Raw genomic sequence first — 17523 nt, forward strand, 5'->3', positions numbered from 1 at the left:
CTTTAAGTTCGCAATTAATCCATTAGCGTAACACTTTGATTACATTTCGCAGTCTATTAATAAAATTGAGTCCAAAAACATATATAACAACAAAGAGTAACCAATCTTTCATAGACTTACGCATCTTCATATCGTATGGGACAAACTTGAACTTTGAGTCAATAATAGCCTGGTGAGAAGAGTAGTCTAATTTCTCTATCTTATAATTGTCTATTTTTTTTCTGGAATAATTTTTAGATTCTAAGATATCTTTCAATAAATCAATAATTTTTATTCTAGGCTCATGCTCATTTCTAAATAGGCAATTATTTGTTGTATAACCAAGAACACCGATAGCATCATAGTCGTTTCCGTCTATAGCAATTGTAGGAATACCTTCATTTTTTGTTAATGTAGTACATCCCGCAGTTCCTATTGACACATCAACATAATCAAAGACCTTTCTTGGAATAGGGAAAGTATATCCCCAAAAAATACAATTTATATTTTGAGAACTCCGAATATTTTCTAATACTTTAGATGTAATCTCTTCACTAGCACTATCGCCAATTAATAATAGATTTATCGTTTTGTCTAAATGAAGTTTTGCAAACTCCTTTACATTTTCAATCATATTATTTATATATGGCTTTTCCAATCTTCCTAAACTCAAAATGTTGTAATCAGCACGGATTAAGCCATTTAATCTATGGTCGTTTATATCTTCCACATTGTTACTAGCACAGCCTATCGCAGGCAAAAAGCAACCTTTTGTTTTCTCCTGTTCACCTAAAAAGAAATAAATGGAGCGTTTAGTTATACCAAATAGCAGATTGTTCTGCAGTTTAAAATGGAAGAGACGCTCACGATAGGAATCTATTTTGGGAAACTGCTCAGAAAGAAGATAACTGATATGCCTACATTGAGCATATTGAGCAAAAAACTCACCCCACAAAGACAATTCAACTGTATGGGATTCGAGAATGATTTGATCAAACCTTAAATCTATAACCTTAGTACATATCTTCTTTTTCTTTGATTTACTAATCCAATTAAAGTTACAAGATAGTTCATTAACACAATTGTCTTTAAAGCACTCTAAATTAGGAATAACAACTTTACCATCATTATAAAAAAACACATCCACATCCCAACCATTTTCTTTCAAATAGTCTAACTTTCTGGATATGTATAATTGAGCCCCACCAACATTGCGAATAGAGGTAGTCAAAAATACGTATTTCTTCATTTATAATGCTAACCGTTATTTTTGGATGTTAACTTAAAATATTCATCCATATACGAATACAATTCTGATTTCTTCCCGATCTTCTTGTTGGATTGTATAATACTCCAATCCCCATTATCATTCGCTTCAATCATAAGCCAACCCTTGTCACTGTATGCGATATCCCAAGATATCAATGTAGCACCCTCAACGTTGACTGCCATATCATGTATTAAAGATAAAGCTTCATCCCATTTTGGTAACTTATAACCTACAATTTGAATATTCGTATCCGGGTGAATATTAAAATGCTCTCCCCTATAATTAATCGCATCCGTTTGAACGAATCCGTATTCAGGGTCAATGCTTGCATATATGCCTCCGGAACCGGCATTGTCCATTACGGCATTTCCTACGCCAATTCTCCAGGTCACGCCTATAATATTAACTTTACCCTCCAAAACGAATGTAACTACACGCAACGAGTTCACTGACTGCGGATGCATAATGGCCGTCTCTCTACCCTGATTAATAAGTTCTTCTACTACAAAAGCCCCTTTAGCAATCATTTCAGTAAAAAACATATTAATATCTGTTTCCTTTGAAGAGACAATTTTAATTCCATGTCCGGAATGTTCTTCCAAAGGCTTAAAAATAAAGTGCTTATGCTTATCAGCAAAAGATAAGAAATGGCCTTTATCTGTTTCATTATAACATCCCAACACATCACGTTTAAAGAATTTATGATATTTCTTATAACATGCGTATTTATCAGTCATTAATGACAAAATATTTTCTTTATTCAGAATATCACAGTAATGATATCTCAACTTATCGGATACAAAAGATGCCCTACAACGATATTTTTTGTCTATGAATCCATATATGCAATAATCTTGAAAACTTATGCCAAACCGATGTAAGCAATAGACCATATCACGCACAACGTCATCCACGGTATACCGTTTCAATTCTTCTTTATGCAATTCAATAGCCTCTTTCGCCAGTCGCACACCACCCTCATAGTATTCCCTATCAAAGATACTATAATACCCTACATATATTTTCTTCCAGAACTCCGAATTATCAGCTTTATGACTTAGCCAGTTCTCAAGTGGAGTATCAATCTTCCAACGTGCAATGCGGGGAGATATACCAAAATATCTATCTTTCATCACTCATCTCTATTTATAATCCTCTTCCGTGCCCCACAGTTTGGCAAAACGCTGGAGCCTGCGTTCATTCATAAACCATTTACAATAATCTTTCCACGAGTACCGTGGTTCATAGCCAAGCTCGGATTTCGTCTTACTGATATCAAGGACGAATTGCATGGCTGAACGCTTGTCCGGATCATACGTCACAACCGGCTTATTGTCCGGATCGGAGAACACATCAACAATGGCATGGATACGTTCATCAAGCGTAGAGCCCCCGCTACCTATGTTATACAATCCACCGTCAAGTCGGGACTCTGCACATTTCTCCACTATTTGCAAAAAATCTTCGACACAGCAGGTCTCAAGAAGACGCTCGGGATCACCCCATATGACAATGGGCTCACCACTTTCCGCCCTTTGCATGAAAAAACGATCCGACACCATCACTTTCTCACCATTGGTAAACGTGTAAGGGTTTGGATGATAGACATAGACACGGGATAAACGAAGGATAAAACGTTTTATGCCATGTACTTTATAATAATGCTCAATCATTTGGACCGCGGCAATCTTAGCTATCACATACATGGCATGGTCACCATCCATGGGAGCTTTCATTTCCGAATCAGCAGGTATCGGTATCTTCGATCCAAACAAGTAACTTACATCAAAAAGAGACTGCGGGAAAATTATTTTAGGAATGTGGTTCATCCTCATGAATTCCAATATGTTGTATGTACCCTTAATGACAGTGTCAATGTATAACGAACCATCATAGCCCCGCATAGAAGCCGGCAAGGCCCCGGCAAAATGAGCGACCAGGTTTATGCCCTCGGCTGGCAATTTCTTAAAATCCTCAGCTTTTGAAATGTCCACCGAATAATAAGGTATGTTATAGTCTGCAAAAAAGCCGTTGTCACTCTTCCTGTGTCCGACCGCCAAAACCCTATATCCCAATTTATGGAAATGAACGGAGACATATGCACCCAATGTGCCCGTAGCACCAAAAACCAAAATTGTTTTCATCATAAAATAATTTTTTTATTCGAGCAATAAAGTATGAAACCGTTACGATCATAGTTGGAACATGAAGCTGTAAGCTCCTTGCCCCTCCTTTCCCTCAAAACGATCCAGTCCTCCTCGGGCATGTCAAAACAGGGCAACAAGCGAGACGTATATGCTGATAGAAAATAAATGCCTGAATACGCGATATTATGAACCGCCACCGGTTCATACATGTCCAAAGCCACGAGGAGCAATTTTTCCAAATAGTCATAGTCAGTTGACAGATTTATCAAGGCATTCGAGATATAATCCCCACCTCCTCTCGGATTGACTTCTATCAGATAGATACTATTTTTATCATCCACTTTTATTTCAGTATGTGAAGCTCCATTTATAAAACCGATTGAGGACAGGACAAGCGGAATCACATTCCTAATCCGTTCCTCAACAAACACCGGCAAACAAGCGGGTTGGTGGTGTTCCAGTTCTACAAAATGCGGAGCCCCGGTTCCTACCTTTTCTGTTATCTGGATGACTTCATGCCGGTTATTGTAAGAGATGGACTCCACGGAATATTCTTTTCCCACGATATACTCTTCGGCCATGAAAGTGGCATCCTTCAAGTCATAAGGAACCGATAAATTTTCCACTGAACGATCCACAAAGTTCACCCCTTTCTTGGCCGCGCCTTTTACAGGTTTGAGAACATAGGGACGGGGAAAGGAGGACATAAGATTTTCTAAGGGACCGACCTCAAACCTTACTTGGGCAAGAACAGGAATAGCGTTGGTCTTTTGCCGGACGAACACTTTATTCTGAATATTCATGAGTACTCGATAGGGCGTACAGACCTTCCCCAGCCTCTCGGCAACGTATGATACCACAAGCGCGGTCTCTTCAGATGCATTGGATGCAACCCCGTCCACATTGCAATCCCGGCAATATTGGAAGATCTTATCCATCTCAAATATTGAAATTGGGATAAAATGATCAACATATTCCTTACATACCGCCCCTTCAGGCCAAGCAAAACAATAGGTTTCCAACCCCATTTCCTTAGCTTTTTTGCAAAGCGGCAATTGCCCGGTGGATGCTCCTATGATGGCTATTCTTTTTTTCATTGCACAACAACTGTTATCAAGGCATCCAAATTTTTCATGCCGGCAATAAGCTCTTTTTCCGAGTCAAACCTCAACACCAGCGTGCCGATGGCGTCATTCGCCCCCTTAAACGAAGAAACCTTGTCACCCTCTTTTACCCAAAGGTCTGTTTGAACGACATGAGATATAGAAAATTCTTCATCAATGTCCAGACGTATGAAATGTCCTTCCCTGTCCGCATGAAGGATCACTTCCGCCCAATATCCATTATAAGGTTTCTGTTCCACACCTCTCACCTCGTCACCCACTGCGGCACGAACTGCATTGGTTATCAAATCGACACCCGTGGCAAAACGAAGCATCTCGGCCAAACGGTTACCACCGCCACGAGGGGACACTTCCATGATGTAGGCCCTGCCGTCACGGCCTATACGAGTTTCAATATTATAAATGGAGGTTCGCATCCCCAAAAGCGACAACAGACGTTGTATTTCGGAGGCCAACTCGGCTTCCTGCCCCTTGGTCATGGTGGAGGGCCAGCTATAGGCCGAAGGGGTATACGGATTGGCGGCGCCTTCGTCAAACCGCTGGGCCGAGAAGGAAACGAATTTTAACTCTCCGTCAACGGAAAAACTATCCGTATCGGAGGAACAGCCCGACTTCTCGATAAATTCTTCGACGATCACGCGTTTTGAAATGGAATGTTCAAAGGCGGACTCCAAGGCAGGCCCCAAATCTTCAGGCCTGTCCACCCTCGTCACCCCCTTGCTCCCTGCGGCATCGGTAGGTTTCACTATTACAGGCCAGGAATACCAATATCTTTCAGCCAGAGCTTCCTCCACGGAGGAAAAGCCCTTGGCCTTGGGCACCGTGAAACCATGCTGGGTGAGGAAATTACGGAAGCGGTCCTTGTTCTGCAAAATGCAAACCGATTCATAGGGATTACCGGGCAGCCCCATCTGTTCCTGCACATAAGCAGCCGTGACGACTCCGGGATCAACCGCAAATGACATGATCCCGTCAATCTGCAATTCGCGGGCCAGCGCCAACACTGCCTCTTTATCGATGATGCTCACATTGTGATATTCATCGGAATACTTATGAGCTATATTGTCCGGAATGTAGTCGCAAGTGATCACGTAATAGCCCAACCGGTGGGCGGATTCTATGACGGGCAGCAGATACCTCAATCCTCCAAGGAGCAAAAGTTTCTTTTGTTGCTTTTCCACTATCTTACAATTAGGTTGATTACACGATTGATCGCCCCGGTGTCCAAATCATGATGCATGGGAAGGCAAATCACACTGTCTGCCACCTTATGCGCCACGGGGAGGTTGTCGGGACTGGCGGATTCCAATCCCCTATAAGTAGGGAACTCACTTATCAGGGGATAAAAGTACCGCCGGCCCAATACCTGGCGCCCTTTCATCCTGGAGTAAAGTTCGTCACGTGTCATCCCATACTTTTCAGCATCAATGAATATTGGGAAATAGGAATAGTTATGGCGAACCCCCAACATGTCCTCCATAAAACCAACGCCTTCCACGTTGCGTAACGCTTCACGATATTTTATCGCGACCTGCCGGCGTCCCTCGATGGCGGTGTCCACCTGTTTCAGATTCAACAGTCCGTAGGCGGAACGAACTTCGTCCATCTTGCCATTGATGCCGGGAGCGACGATGGTCGTCTCCCCGGCAAAGCCGAAATTCTTCAGATAATCGATTCGCCGCTTGACTTTCTCATCATGGCAAACCAGGGCACCCCCCTCTATCGTGTTATAAACTTTTGTGGCATGGAAGCTTAAGGTGGACATGTCACCGGCTTCCAATATGGACTTGCCATCGACCTCCACGCCAAAGGCGTGGGCGGCGTCATAGATCACCTTCAAGCCATACTTGTCGGCTATCTCCTGGATACGTTCCGTATCGCAAGGCTTGCCGTAGACATGGACCGGCATGATGGCCGTCGTCCTAGGAGTGATAGCGGCCTCTATCTTAGCGGGATCAATGTTACAGGTGTCGGGGTCGATATCCACGAACACCGGCTTGATGCCATTCCACCACAAGGAATGGGTGGTTGCAACAAAGCTGAAAGGGGTGGTGATCACCTCACCCGTGATCCTTAGCGCCTGCAAGGCGCACATCAGGGGAAGGGTGCCGTTCGTAAACAAGCTGATGTAAGGCACCTTCAAATACTCGCACAGGGCTTTCTCCAGCTCCTGATGGTAGTGACCGTTATTGGTCAGCCACTTACGATCCCAGATGTCTTGCAAGTAAGGTAAGAAGTCGTCCAAGGAAGGGAGAAGGGGAGAAGTAACTGTTATTAGTTTTTCGTCCATATTTGTTTATTATCCAATTTGTTTTTCCGATGAAGTAATGAACACACCAGTTGCCGCACTTCGAGATATTCAGGAAGACGAAGCTTCTCATAAATAATAAATGCCAACAGAATTCCTAGCGACAACTGCATGGGTAAAAGAATATATGCCGATATGTCAAACAGGGAGACACACCACATAAAAAAAGCCACAATAGAAGAGATAAAAAACGTTGGCAGTATGTCTTTCATTTGATCCATTGTTGGATAATCGATCAGCCTTGCCGAATAGTGGCTGTTCAAGAAATAAGATATAAAAGCAGTGAAGACACTCCCCCAAAGCATATATTCAATGCCGTAGAACACACCTATTAATATAGGGGCTATTGCAATAATCCTCTTTATCACCTCCAGTTTCAAGAATAAATCCGAGCGTCCCTTCACCTGCAAAATATTCAAGTTGATGGCATGGAGAGGGTACAGCATCCCGGAAAAACAGATTATTTGCAGAAAATACACAGAAGGGAGCCACTTTTCTCCGATCAGAATGACAATCAGCGGCTTGGCCACGGCGGCCAACCCCAGCATACAAGCAAACGTGATCAACATTGTAGTTTTTATGACTTTCCGATAAGCCTCACGCAGGCGCTTCGGGTCCTCCTGAATGGAACTTAGGACGGGATAGCTGACGCGCTGGACAACGGATGTCAAATTGCTGGAGAAGATCATATTGAATTGTTCGGCACGGGTATATTGCCCCAGCAAGGAGGAGCTATAAAAACGACCTATTATGATATAATAGACGTTCTGATAAACAGTACTTAATAGCCCTGACAGCAACAGTTTGGAGCCGAACCCGAAAAGCTCCCTGAAACTCTCGATTGAAAACTCCAAGGAGGGCTTCCACTTGCAATAGACCCACAAGAACAGCGAGTTCAACGACTGCCGGGACAGCTGCTGCCCCACCAGACTCCATACCCCCATGCCCGAAAGGGCCATCACTATGCCCACCGCCCCACTGCTGACAGAGGAAATCAAGGACACCTTCGTCTGCGTCTTGAAATTGACGTCCCTGACAAAGACGGTGCGCGGAATGATGGCCAATGCGTTGATAACAAGAACAGAGCCTATCACCCTTGTCACCTTCACCAGTTCCGGCTCCTTAAAGAAAACGCTGATGGAAGGGGAAGCGAGGAAGAGCAGGACGTAAAGGAGGACGCTGACGGCAAGATTAAAGTAAAAGACAGTATTGTAATCAACGCGCTCTACACGCACCTTCCGGATCAGCGCATTGGAGAAGCCGCTGTCGACAATCGAGTTCGAGACCGCAATAAATATGGCTATCATTGCCATGATGCCGTATTCCGCGGGTGTCAACAGGCGGGCCAGCACGAGGCCCACCAGAAAGGTGACGCCCGAACTTGCAATATTGTCAACGAAACTCCATCCGACTCCACGGACGGTTTTATTTTTTAGGGATTCCGACATACTTCATGTAAATATTACTCGAAGAACATATACAAGCTGCATGCATCATTCCACCTTATTGCATTCATTCTATTTCCCAACCTAAGCAAGAATTAGCCTCTAAAGAATTTAAATACTCCGAAACCTCTCTCTCCGGTTCGGTCAAGACTCTCCCATTCCAACTTTTTATTATCGCATGGGCCTCTTCAGCTAAATTTTCATCAAAAACTTCTCCATAGCAAGCAACTAAAAGCTGACACTTAAGCAAGGAGGCAGATAGTTCACCGAGAACCACCCAACAACGACCAAGGATAGATTGAATTTTTTGATTTTTATCACCATTATCGTAAATGGTAGCATGATAACCGGCTAAAAGATTATAACAAAGAAGAGCTTCTTCTTCCGAGTTACAACCACGTAAGGGATAAAGTGATTCACACTGACGATAAACTTCCGTATTGAGTTCACAGAAACGATTGGAATAGATGGGATTTCCATCAAAACCTAAATTAAGAAGCTCGTGGGTAACACCACACAAAACATCAATTTGTGATTGTATAGTCATTAGAATAATGAAAAATTAATAATGAATAATGAAAAACGAAATGACAAAAATCAATCCTCGATTTTTTCTATTAATGAAGGGTGTACATATGCTGTAGCGACAGCCATGACTCCTTGAATACATACTGCAATACGACGATCGCCTTTAACACGTAGAATAATTCCTTCTACACCTTCAAAAATGCCACCAGTGATATGGACACGGTCACCTTTCTGAAGAGCCGTAATTTCTGGGTCAAGATAGACGATCTGTTCCTCGTAACTACCAGAAACAGCAATAAAGCTACGCATCTGAACTTCAGGGATAATGAGTGGCTGATGGGTTTCACGATCAATAATATAGCGCACGACCAAAGAAAATCCTGGAGACTGCTTTATGCACTCGATGCGCTCTAAAGACGTATGAACGAAAACAAGATTGTGAACCACAGGTACTAACTTTCGAATTTTCCGGTCACCTTTTTTCACATATTCATAACGCATAGGAATGAAATTCTCTACACCATCTGAATCAAGAAACTCTTTTAAAAGAAGTTCACGACTATATGTAACACGCAGTGGATACCAATGTATGTCAGTAGATTTGTTCACTATTAAATATATTTTGGGGACACCGGAATCAAAGCGTTGTTTTCCGGTCAATTGTGTATAAAACGAATTTCCAGTGTTTTCATACACATGCCTTCAATTTGTATCCCTATCACAGGAGATAAGCAAATGAAGGAAATTATAAAGTGTGTACCGGATTAATTTGGGTAAAAATACTTTTAGCACACAACTCATTGTAAACGAAGTATTTGAATATAAAAAGTGTTTCAAAAAACGTTCGTTTAATAGTACACTTTATTTTGAAGATTTCTTTGGACTGTTTTTTACAAATAATTGTGCTATATCAAAAATATTATTTTGAATTTATATATTTGATAAACAGATGTATATCTTTTATTATTTTCTAAATAACAAAATAATTTATCAAAATATTTTGCTGTTCGGAATATACGTTTTAATTTTGTGCCATTAAACGAACGTTTTTTGAAACACTTTCCCCAATCTTTTTCCAAAAATCCTTTATCAACTTTCTATATACATTTGTGTTTGTGTATCTATAGGTGGTACCCCCTCCTCCTTATTAGACACACACAACCTATCTTAAGAAAGTATATATCCAAATATAGAGAAAACTGTTTCTAATTTGACAGTAATTCAACCAAGTCAAATAAAGGATTGGTTATTAATAGCTGTGAATAAAAATAAAGCTTGAAAAATAAAATTTAGATCAACAATTATAGATGAGACACCCGATACCAATATATGTAATGCCTCATAAGAATATATCTTACGGGGCATTACATATATTGGCACTATCCTTACAAATAACTCATTTTGAATCAAACTAGTTGTAACATAAGATAATCTAAGAAAAAGTATATCTATCTGCTTTCGATTATTAGTTTACCTTTGCCATAGTTAATCATTTATCATTAACCTATTAATTTCCATCGACATGAAAATTCCAACCTTTATCCCACCAAAGACGGGTACCCGCATTATCTTCTCCCCCCAATGCTTCTACCAGCGCTTGATATTGTTCTTCATTCTCCGTCATCAATGCTCCTGGAAAATTGAGACGACGAATCATCGTTTCAGTATCGATGCAACCATTCCGACTATTATTGAACCGTACAGGGAACAGACGCGGATATCCCGTACGACGTTGTTCAGCCCAAGCTTCACAGCCTTCGGGAAACATCGCCAACCACTTCTGCGTGATAATTTTTTCCAGTTTCGTTTCCCTGTCGGCTCCTTCATCCCAACAAGGAGAGACATGACAACGTGCCTCTATATTATTTTGCGGTTCGTAAGTATCCACAAAGTCGATGGGCAACCTGTCATTATTCAAATATTCGGCAACATTAAAAAGACCATGCTGATAGAAAGAAGCGCTCACTCCACTCTCATAGCACGAGCCGGCATCTTCTCCCGTCCACCCGCGTAATGCCGCTTCCGCACGAAGAAACCACACCTCGGCTGCAGTCATCAAAACGGCATCTGTCTTTTGATCGATTGTCAATTTGGACAAAGCACCATAACGAGTATGTGAAAAACAAGTGCCTTGCCGGATACCGTGATACTCTCCCGAAAATTCCAAAGCAGCACAGGGCTTAAAATAACTTTCCCTTCGCGGATCTTGGTATCCATTGAGTATGGATTCCATAGACGCACTCATATAAGTTTCGTTCCATACAAGATTCAATTCACCCAAAGGATTAGAATAGCTTCCCGATGATGATACTGCCGCACATTCGTCTCCCTTTTCAAAAACACCATACTCATTTTCTTTTGCCTTTAAAAACTCTGTACGTGCAATCTCCGGATTAGCAACCGCTACACGCATGGCAAGCCGCATACGAAGAGAATTGGCAAATCGTATCCAAGTAGTATACTTACCATCAAGCAAAATATCAAACGGTGCAAATTCCATTGCTTCGGGTTTCTGGCGGATATAATCGGTCAGTAGCGTCACTGCCGTATCCAACTCATGGAAAAATTCATTGTATACTTCCTTCTGGGTGTCGGGTAAATAACGTCCGGAAGGATCGGCAAAATGTGTATAAATGATCGGTCCGTAATAATCAGTCACACGGTGCATCACTTCCACTTTAAGTATTTTTGTAATACCGAAAAAGGCCGGCTGACTATTACGGGTAGAATCTTCCGACAGCTTTATCTGCGGAAAAATATACGCATATGTATGCCCCCACATAGCACTATTCCAACCATCCTGCAAATTATAATCCGAATTATGGCTTCCCCCGTTCAAAGGCTTGGCATCATGCATATAGCCACTAAACATATCAGCATTCAAGTTTTGTGTCAACTGAAAAGGCCAATTCTTTCCTTTCCCGTAATCATAATTAAAATAGATGCCCTGCTGGATAATACCCAACCGAATGCCATGATCGTTATTATCCGCTTTCAAATCTTCCTCTGTTATACCCGACAAATCCGTATTCATATCTCGAAATTGAGATGTACAAGCGATCAGAAACCCTCCAAAAGCAAACAATATCATTAATATATATTCCTTTTTCATAATCCGTCAGAATTCGCATTTAACACTGAAGCCCCAGCTACGGGCAGTAGGCATACCATATACATCGATTCCCTGGTTATCGTTTCCGGTTGAAAGCACCAGATCAGGATCAAAGGGCGCTTGTTTAAAAATAAAAAACAGGTTACGACCAATGAATGATAATTGTATATCTTTAAACACTCCACTTTGATAGACCCAACGAGCTGGCAGACGATAAGTCAACGATAACTCACGCACACGTACATTTGTAGCGTCATACATATAGTATTCCGTAACTCCCGCACGACCACCGACTATGCTTTTATAGAACTTCTTCACGTCCTTTATCTGGCGACCTTCCAAGACGACAAATCCCCGGTCGCGTGCATCAGCCGTAATTTTGGAAACCCCATACATATCGATATCAGCTTGCGTCTGTGAAAGGACTTCGCCACCATAGCGGCAATCCAACAAGAAATAAAGACTGAAACCTTTGTAAGTCAATGTATGATTCCATCCCAACATAAACACCGGATTCGCATTCCCTACTTTTACCGTATTGCCATCTCCCTTGATCCGAGGCATTCCGGCATTATCCCCTTCTGACTCATAAATAATATTTCCAACCTCATCACGTACAAAAGCCTTTCCATAAATATCGCCAATGGAACCGCCTTTAACTAATTTCATGGCATAACTGGAAGAAAAGCTGGTAGGCCCATAGACAAATTCCTTCAATTCTTCATGCAGCTTAATAATCTTATTTTTATTGGTAGAGAAATTCACCGTAGTTTTCCATATAAAGTCAGCTTTCACCACCGGAGCCGCATCCAATGCAACTTCCCAGCCTTCATTCTGTATATCACCGGCATTGACATATCGATAAGCATATTTGTCACCCGACAAAGCTGGAAGTTTGAAAAACTGATTGCGCGTATTCGTCCGGTAATACGTCAGATTCACACCAATACGATTCTGAAAAAAGCGCCCTTCGGCACCGGCTTCACAAGAATAAGTCATTTCAGGCTTCATCTCCTCAAAAGGTGCAGCATCATTAGCTTGTATTTCACCACCGGCCGTGACATGAGATACGGGGTTCGTGATAAATAAGGGAATATCATTACCTACTTTACTTAAAGTACCACGTACCTTTAGAAAAGACACCCATTCGGGCAAAGAGAGCAGCCTGCTCAAGACAATGGAAGTGCCAACTGAAGGATAAAAGAACCCTCTCTTTTCATGCCGGGTATATGCCAAAGTCGATGCCCAGTCATTGCGGGCAGTCAGATCGATATAAACACTCTCCTTATAACCCAATTGGGCTGTGGCAAAAAACGACTGCATTTGTCTATGAGCATCTATCTTCTGATCAATACTTGCCGAACCGTCCATAATGATATTTGCCAATGTAAAAACATTCGGATATTTCAATGAAGCAGTTTTAGAATCATACCGAGTAGAATTTGTAGTTTTATCATTAATACTGGCACCTATGGCAGCATTTAAAGAAAAGTCCTTCCACTTTTTTTCCACCATTGCCATCACATCTCCATAATATAAGATCTCACCAAAATCCATTTCTATATAACGTCCGTTCAATCCAGCCAGAGCAGGAGCTGTAGATGCATAAAACTGTTGGCGCATCTTATCATTCAAGTTATCCATTGTCCCTCGCACTTGAATACTCAGCCAATGATTCACTTTGAAATTTGCGGATAAGGAGGCAATCACCCTTGTACGGGTTTCCTTACTTTGAATGCGATTTACAATCCAATAGGGATTCTGCTCGAAATCCTCGATTGAAGAATGCCAGTTTTGCACATTTAGCTTTCGGTCTTCATTATATGTTTCAAAATGTTCTTTATAATAAGAAAGATTTTGACCGCGTGGAAAACGATAAAGCCCTACCAATGGATTCATATAGAATCCTCCCGAAACAGGTTTATTTTTTATAACCTGACGCATCACATTGACACTTCCATCGAGTCTTAACCGTTTATCGAATATCTGGGAAGTTTCACGAAAATTCAAATTATGTTTGGACAGACGGTTTTTCTCTATAATCCCTTTCCCGGTAGTGTTGGCATAAGAAAAATAATTCTGTTGTTTCTCACTCCCATGACTCACTGAAAGAGAAGTAATTGAAGTAACCCCTGTACGGAAAAAATCTTTCAGGTTATCCTCTACCGGCATACTTTTACGTTCGCCCCAACTATCAACAACATCGCTGACTCCATAACGATTCTGCATCTTATTCAAGGAAAACGCATTATCAAATGTCAGACTGGTAGAAAATGATATTTTATGTTGACCGGCAGAATCTCCCTTTTTGGTAGTAATCAAAATGACACCGTTAGCAGCCTGACTACCATATAAAGCGGCTGCCGGGGCGCCTTTCAGGATACTGATGCTCTCCACATCTTCAGGATTCAAATTAGAAATTCCATCTCCCCCGTCGTGATTACCGGCATTAGCCGTTCCTCCGATAGCGGAATAAGCCTGCTCGGAAGTAGAATTCAACATCGGTACGCCATCGATAACGTACAAAGGCTGATTGTCACTTGCCACGGAACGAATGCCCCGGATGCTGACTTTGGCAGAAGCCCCGGGTCCCGAAGAATTTTTATTAATTTGCACACCGGCAGCCTTCCCTGTCAGTGCTGTAATCATATTCGGATCTTTAATCCGACTTAACTCCTCCCCTTTCACGCTAACCGCAGAGTAAGAAAGGGACGATTCTTTTTTTTCAATTCCTAATGCAGTGACAATCACATTATCAAGCATTATTTCATCTTCATTTAAAATGATTTCAAAATCATCCTGATCATTTACGGTTACATTCATTGTTTTATATCCCACAAAAGACACTTGAAGAATAGCTCCTAAAGAAACGGATAATGAAAATTTTCCATCGACATCAGTAATCACTCCGTCAGTGGTTCCGGACACCTTGACAGTAGCTCCGACAAGTGCTTCTCTTTTAGAATCGAGAACACGCCCTTTCACTAGCCTTTTTGAAGAAGATAAGCATTTACCGTATACCACATCCAAAGCCAAACAATCATCTATACCTAATGGGGTAAAAACAATTAAAAAAACATATATAAGTATTTTAGTAGCGTGTAACATGGTCTGTTTTATTTGGTTATGTGTGGACAAATGTAATGAAAAAAAAGATATACCCGACGTTTAAATCGCGTTTTAAAAAAAAGGATACTTAAAAAATTATATTCCCGCTTTTTTTAACAAAGTCGTAGCAATCACTTAATTTTTATCTTTTAAATAAAATGATTATCTTTGACCTAAAGTTATTGAGAAATTATGGACATAGAAATAGAGAATCACCCTTTAGAGCCCTTTCTTCCTTCGAACGCACGCTTACTGATGTTGGGTAGTTTCCCACCACAAAAGAAGAGATGGTCAATGGATTTCTACTACCCGAACTTGAACAATGATATGTGGCGAATCGTTGGATTATTGTTCTTTGAAAACAAAGACTATTTTCTGAACGAATCTAAAAAAGCCTTCTGTCGGGAAAGAATTATAGATTTCTTGAATGAAAAAGGAATTGCACTGTTTGACACAGCTTCCGCCATACGACGTTTGCAAGACAATGCTTCCGACAAATATCTGGAAGTGGTTCAACCAACGGATGTACATGCTTTACTACAGACTCTCCCGGAATGTAAAGCAATTGTTACTACGGGACAGAAAGCAACCGACACTCTTCGTCTGCAATTCAATGTAGAGGAACCCAAAGTAGGCGATTTCTCCGAATTTGTTTTTGAGAACCGCCCGATGAGATTGTATCGTATGCCTTCTTCTTCTCGTGCCTACCCGTTAGCACTTGACAAGAAAGCAGCAGCATACCGTATCATGTATCAGGATTTACAAATGCTATAATTAAATTAAAATAATATATGAAACCAGTATTTTTACAGTATCCCGCCTGTAGTACTTGCCAAAAGGCAAAGAAATGGCTGACAGAAAATAAAATAGAGTTTACCAACCGCTTGATCGTGGAGGATAATCCAACGGTTGAAGAGTTAAAAGCATGGATTCCCCGTAGCGGCTTGCCTGTGAAAAAGTTTTTCAATACAAGCGGCATGGTATATAAAGAATTGAATCTCAAAGATAAACTTCCCGGAATGAGTGAAGATGAACAGATCGAGTTATTAGCGACCAACGGCAAACTGGTGAAACGTCCGTTAGTAGTAACCGATTCTTTTGTGCTGGTAGGATTCAAACCGGAAGAGTGGGAAAAACTAAAATAATTGAAACTTATTAATGGAAGCGTTTGCAAATTCGGAAGATTATTCTACCTTTGCAGCCGCAAACACGGGAGTAGCTCAGTTGGTAGAGCACTGGTCTCCAAAACCAGGTGTCGGGAGTTCGAGCCTCTCCTCCCGTGCAAGGATAGATAGCTATAAGTTAACAACTTATGGCTATTTTCTGTTTTTAGGTCGGACAAATATCGGACATAAATTTTCTGAGTATCAAACCATGCTACGTTTTAAAAATGTGAAAAACGTAGAAAAAAATGTGCATAACAAAACGAAAAAGCGAATCAATCAGTGATATAATCACATACACGTTGCCCAAACTTCATACTGGCAAAAACTGGTATATAGATTTTAAATCATACGATCCTCTGGAGCAAAAAATGAAGCGGAAAAAGTACATGCTTGATAGCATAATCAAAATAACAGAATACATTTATCACCAATACCGAAAATAAATTGTTGTAAAGCGACTTAATGATATTCTCTCAAAATAAAGCCAATACCACATAAAAAGCTTTCCTTTTTCTTCTTTAAATTCATTTTTATCGCATATTTGCATTGTCGAACATCTTAAACTACATGGTAGGGAAACCTGCCAAAGCTTCATGGCGGTCATTCATATGTCCGTTCATGGCATTCCTATATGGCGGTTCCGTACCCCCATAGGGAGTGTTAATGTACCCCTAATACCATGTAGTGGTGTTCGACAATGGGACAGGCGGGATCGCTTTTTCATCATCTCACTTCTCCCATAAGTCAATTTATTCATCTTTAAAAACTTTCAGATTTATGGAAAACAACACCCAATCAACCGTTGATTCTCGGTTCGTCAAAGAATTGCAGTATTTTGTACACATCAGCTTTACCTCGGAAGAAGAAATGAAAGCTTTCTATTTGCAGATGTCCAAAATCGTAAATCCTCAACTACAATATGTAGAATTGGATGAGTCTATAAAATTAAAGAACTTATTCCGCAAATTAAGGCAGTATATCAATTGTCTGCAGTTTATAGGAGACCATGAATGGAATGCAGGAATAGCTGAGATACAAAACGCCAGCGGAGTTTATATGCTACAAAACAATGTGGAGCTTAAGAAACGACTTAAAAATAATGAAGCCATAGGAATGCATCTCCAATTCATGACTCAATTGGCAGGCAATATCCATCTGATTAAGCAAATACAAGGAATCATAAATTACCACAGAGGTAATGTGGAATATTTATTAAAAAAATAAATGACTTTTCGTCCTGCAGCTGTGCCAAAAGGAAGAGCTTGTAGTTAAAAGAATCAACAGCAACTTTTTGGCACATCTCATGCATCTTGCAACGTAGATTCACATCTATTGG

14 protein-coding genes and 1 tRNA gene are annotated in these 17523 nt (G+C 41.0%); 4 read left to right on the forward strand and 11 right to left on the reverse strand.

Features of this window, described 5'->3' with window-relative positions:
• Window positions 1-22: 22 nt before the first annotated feature.
• The 11 genes from H8744_RS00580 to H8744_RS00630 all read right to left on the reverse strand — a co-directional run bounded on the left by H8744_RS00580 (window position 23) and on the right by H8744_RS00630 (window position 15021).
• Window positions 23-1228, reverse strand: a complete 1206-nt coding sequence (locus H8744_RS00580; RefSeq protein ID WP_262432974.1) for a hypothetical protein — start codon at window positions 1226-1228, stop codon at window positions 23-25.
• Window positions 1229-1236: 8 nt separating this feature from the next.
• A complete protein-coding gene (locus tag H8744_RS00585) occupies window positions 1237-2382 on the reverse strand; it encodes a sugar-transfer associated ATP-grasp domain-containing protein (protein ID WP_262432975.1) in 1146 nt (381 codons plus the stop codon).
• Between the two features lie 9 nt (window positions 2383-2391).
• Window positions 2392-3396, reverse strand: a complete 1005-nt coding sequence (locus H8744_RS00590; RefSeq protein ID WP_262432976.1) for an NAD-dependent epimerase/dehydratase family protein — start codon at window positions 3394-3396, stop codon at window positions 2392-2394.
• Window positions 3393-4493 carry an ATP-grasp domain-containing protein gene (locus H8744_RS00595; protein WP_262432977.1) on the reverse strand — a complete coding sequence of 367 codons (1101 nt, stop codon included), beginning with the start codon at window positions 4491-4493 and terminating at the stop codon, window positions 3393-3395. Before H8744_RS00595 ends, H8744_RS00590 begins: the two co-directional genes overlap by 4 nt.
• Window positions 4490-5701: an ATP-grasp domain-containing protein gene (locus H8744_RS00600; RefSeq protein ID WP_369410986.1), complete on the reverse strand. Its 1212-nt coding sequence runs from the start codon at window positions 5699-5701 to the stop codon at window positions 4490-4492. Before H8744_RS00600 ends, H8744_RS00595 begins: the two co-directional genes overlap by 4 nt.
• Entirely contained in the window at window positions 5701-6810 is a 1110-nt protein-coding gene (locus H8744_RS00605) for a DegT/DnrJ/EryC1/StrS family aminotransferase (protein WP_262432978.1), read from the reverse strand. Before H8744_RS00605 ends, H8744_RS00600 begins: the two co-directional genes overlap by 1 nt.
• Entirely contained in the window at window positions 6795-8276 is a 1482-nt protein-coding gene (locus H8744_RS00610; RefSeq protein WP_262432979.1) for a lipopolysaccharide biosynthesis protein, read from the reverse strand. Before H8744_RS00610 ends, H8744_RS00605 begins: the two co-directional genes overlap by 16 nt.
• 64 nt (window positions 8277-8340) lie before the next feature.
• Entirely contained in the window at window positions 8341-8820 is a 480-nt protein-coding gene (locus H8744_RS00615) for a UpxZ family transcription anti-terminator antagonist (RefSeq protein ID WP_262432980.1), read from the reverse strand.
• Window positions 8821-8870: 50 nt separating this feature from the next.
• Window positions 8871-9410: a UpxY family transcription antiterminator gene (locus H8744_RS00620; protein WP_262436248.1), complete on the reverse strand. Its 540-nt coding sequence runs from the start codon at window positions 9408-9410 to the stop codon at window positions 8871-8873.
• A gap of 898 nt (window positions 9411-10308) precedes the next feature.
• Entirely contained in the window at window positions 10309-11913 is a 1605-nt protein-coding gene (locus H8744_RS00625) for a SusD/RagB family nutrient-binding outer membrane lipoprotein (RefSeq protein ID WP_262432981.1), read from the reverse strand.
• Window positions 11914-11919: 6 nt separating this feature from the next.
• Window positions 11920-15021: a SusC/RagA family TonB-linked outer membrane protein gene (locus H8744_RS00630; RefSeq protein ID WP_262432982.1), complete on the reverse strand. Its 3102-nt coding sequence runs from the start codon at window positions 15019-15021 to the stop codon at window positions 11920-11922.
• Between the two features lie 192 nt (window positions 15022-15213).
• Here H8744_RS00630 and H8744_RS00635 point away from each other — a divergent pair, with 192 nt between their 5' ends.
• The 4 genes from H8744_RS00635 (at window position 15214) to H8744_RS00650 (ending at window position 17411) form a co-directional block, all read left to right on the forward strand.
• Entirely contained in the window at window positions 15214-15795 is a 582-nt protein-coding gene (locus tag H8744_RS00635) for a uracil-DNA glycosylase family protein (protein WP_262432983.1), read from the forward strand.
• Window positions 15796-15812: 17 nt separating this feature from the next.
• Entirely contained in the window at window positions 15813-16166 is a 354-nt protein-coding gene (locus tag H8744_RS00640) for an arsenate reductase family protein (protein WP_262432984.1), read from the forward strand.
• A gap of 64 nt (window positions 16167-16230) precedes the next feature.
• A tRNA-Trp gene (locus H8744_RS00645) sits at window positions 16231-16303 on the forward strand.
• A gap of 661 nt (window positions 16304-16964) precedes the next feature.
• Window positions 16965-17411, forward strand: a complete 447-nt coding sequence (locus H8744_RS00650) for a hypothetical protein (protein ID WP_262432985.1) — start codon at window positions 16965-16967, stop codon at window positions 17409-17411.
• Window positions 17412-17523: the final 112 nt, after the last annotated feature.

Source organism: Jilunia laotingensis (genome assembly GCF_014385165.1).
GTDB lineage: Bacteria > Bacteroidota > Bacteroidia > Bacteroidales > Bacteroidaceae > Bacteroides > Bacteroides laotingensis.

Coding starts and splice junctions, on each gene's coding strand:
- H8744_RS00580 (WP_262432974.1), bottom strand. CDS start 1,228: ATGAAGAAATACGTATTTTTGACTACCTCTATTCGCAATGTTGGTGGG.
- H8744_RS00585 (WP_262432975.1), bottom strand. CDS start 2,382: ATGAAAGATAGATATTTTGGTATATCTCCCCGCATTGCACGTTGGAAG.
- H8744_RS00590 (WP_262432976.1), bottom strand. CDS start 3,396: ATGATGAAAACAATTTTGGTTTTTGGTGCTACGGGCACATTGGGTGCA.
- H8744_RS00595 (WP_262432977.1), bottom strand. CDS start 4,493: ATGAAAAAAAGAATAGCCATCATAGGAGCATCCACCGGGCAATTGCCG.
- H8744_RS00605 (WP_262432978.1), bottom strand. CDS start 6,810: ATGGACGAAAAACTAATAACAGTTACTTCTCCCCTTCTCCCTTCCTTG.
- H8744_RS00610 (WP_262432979.1), bottom strand. CDS start 8,276: ATGTCGGAATCCCTAAAAAATAAAACCGTCCGTGGAGTCGGATGGAGT.
- H8744_RS00615 (WP_262432980.1), bottom strand. CDS start 8,820: ATGACTATACAATCACAAATTGATGTTTTGTGTGGTGTTACCCACGAG.
- H8744_RS00625 (WP_262432981.1), bottom strand. CDS start 11,913: ATGAAAAAGGAATATATATTAATGATATTGTTTGCTTTTGGAGGGTTT.
- H8744_RS00630 (WP_262432982.1), bottom strand. CDS start 15,021: ATGTTACACGCTACTAAAATACTTATATATGTTTTTTTAATTGTTTTT.
- H8744_RS00635 (WP_262432983.1), top strand. CDS start 15,214: ATGGACATAGAAATAGAGAATCACCCTTTAGAGCCCTTTCTTCCTTCG.
- H8744_RS00640 (WP_262432984.1), top strand. CDS start 15,813: ATGAAACCAGTATTTTTACAGTATCCCGCCTGTAGTACTTGCCAAAAG.
- H8744_RS00650 (WP_262432985.1), top strand. CDS start 16,965: ATGGAAAACAACACCCAATCAACCGTTGATTCTCGGTTCGTCAAAGAA.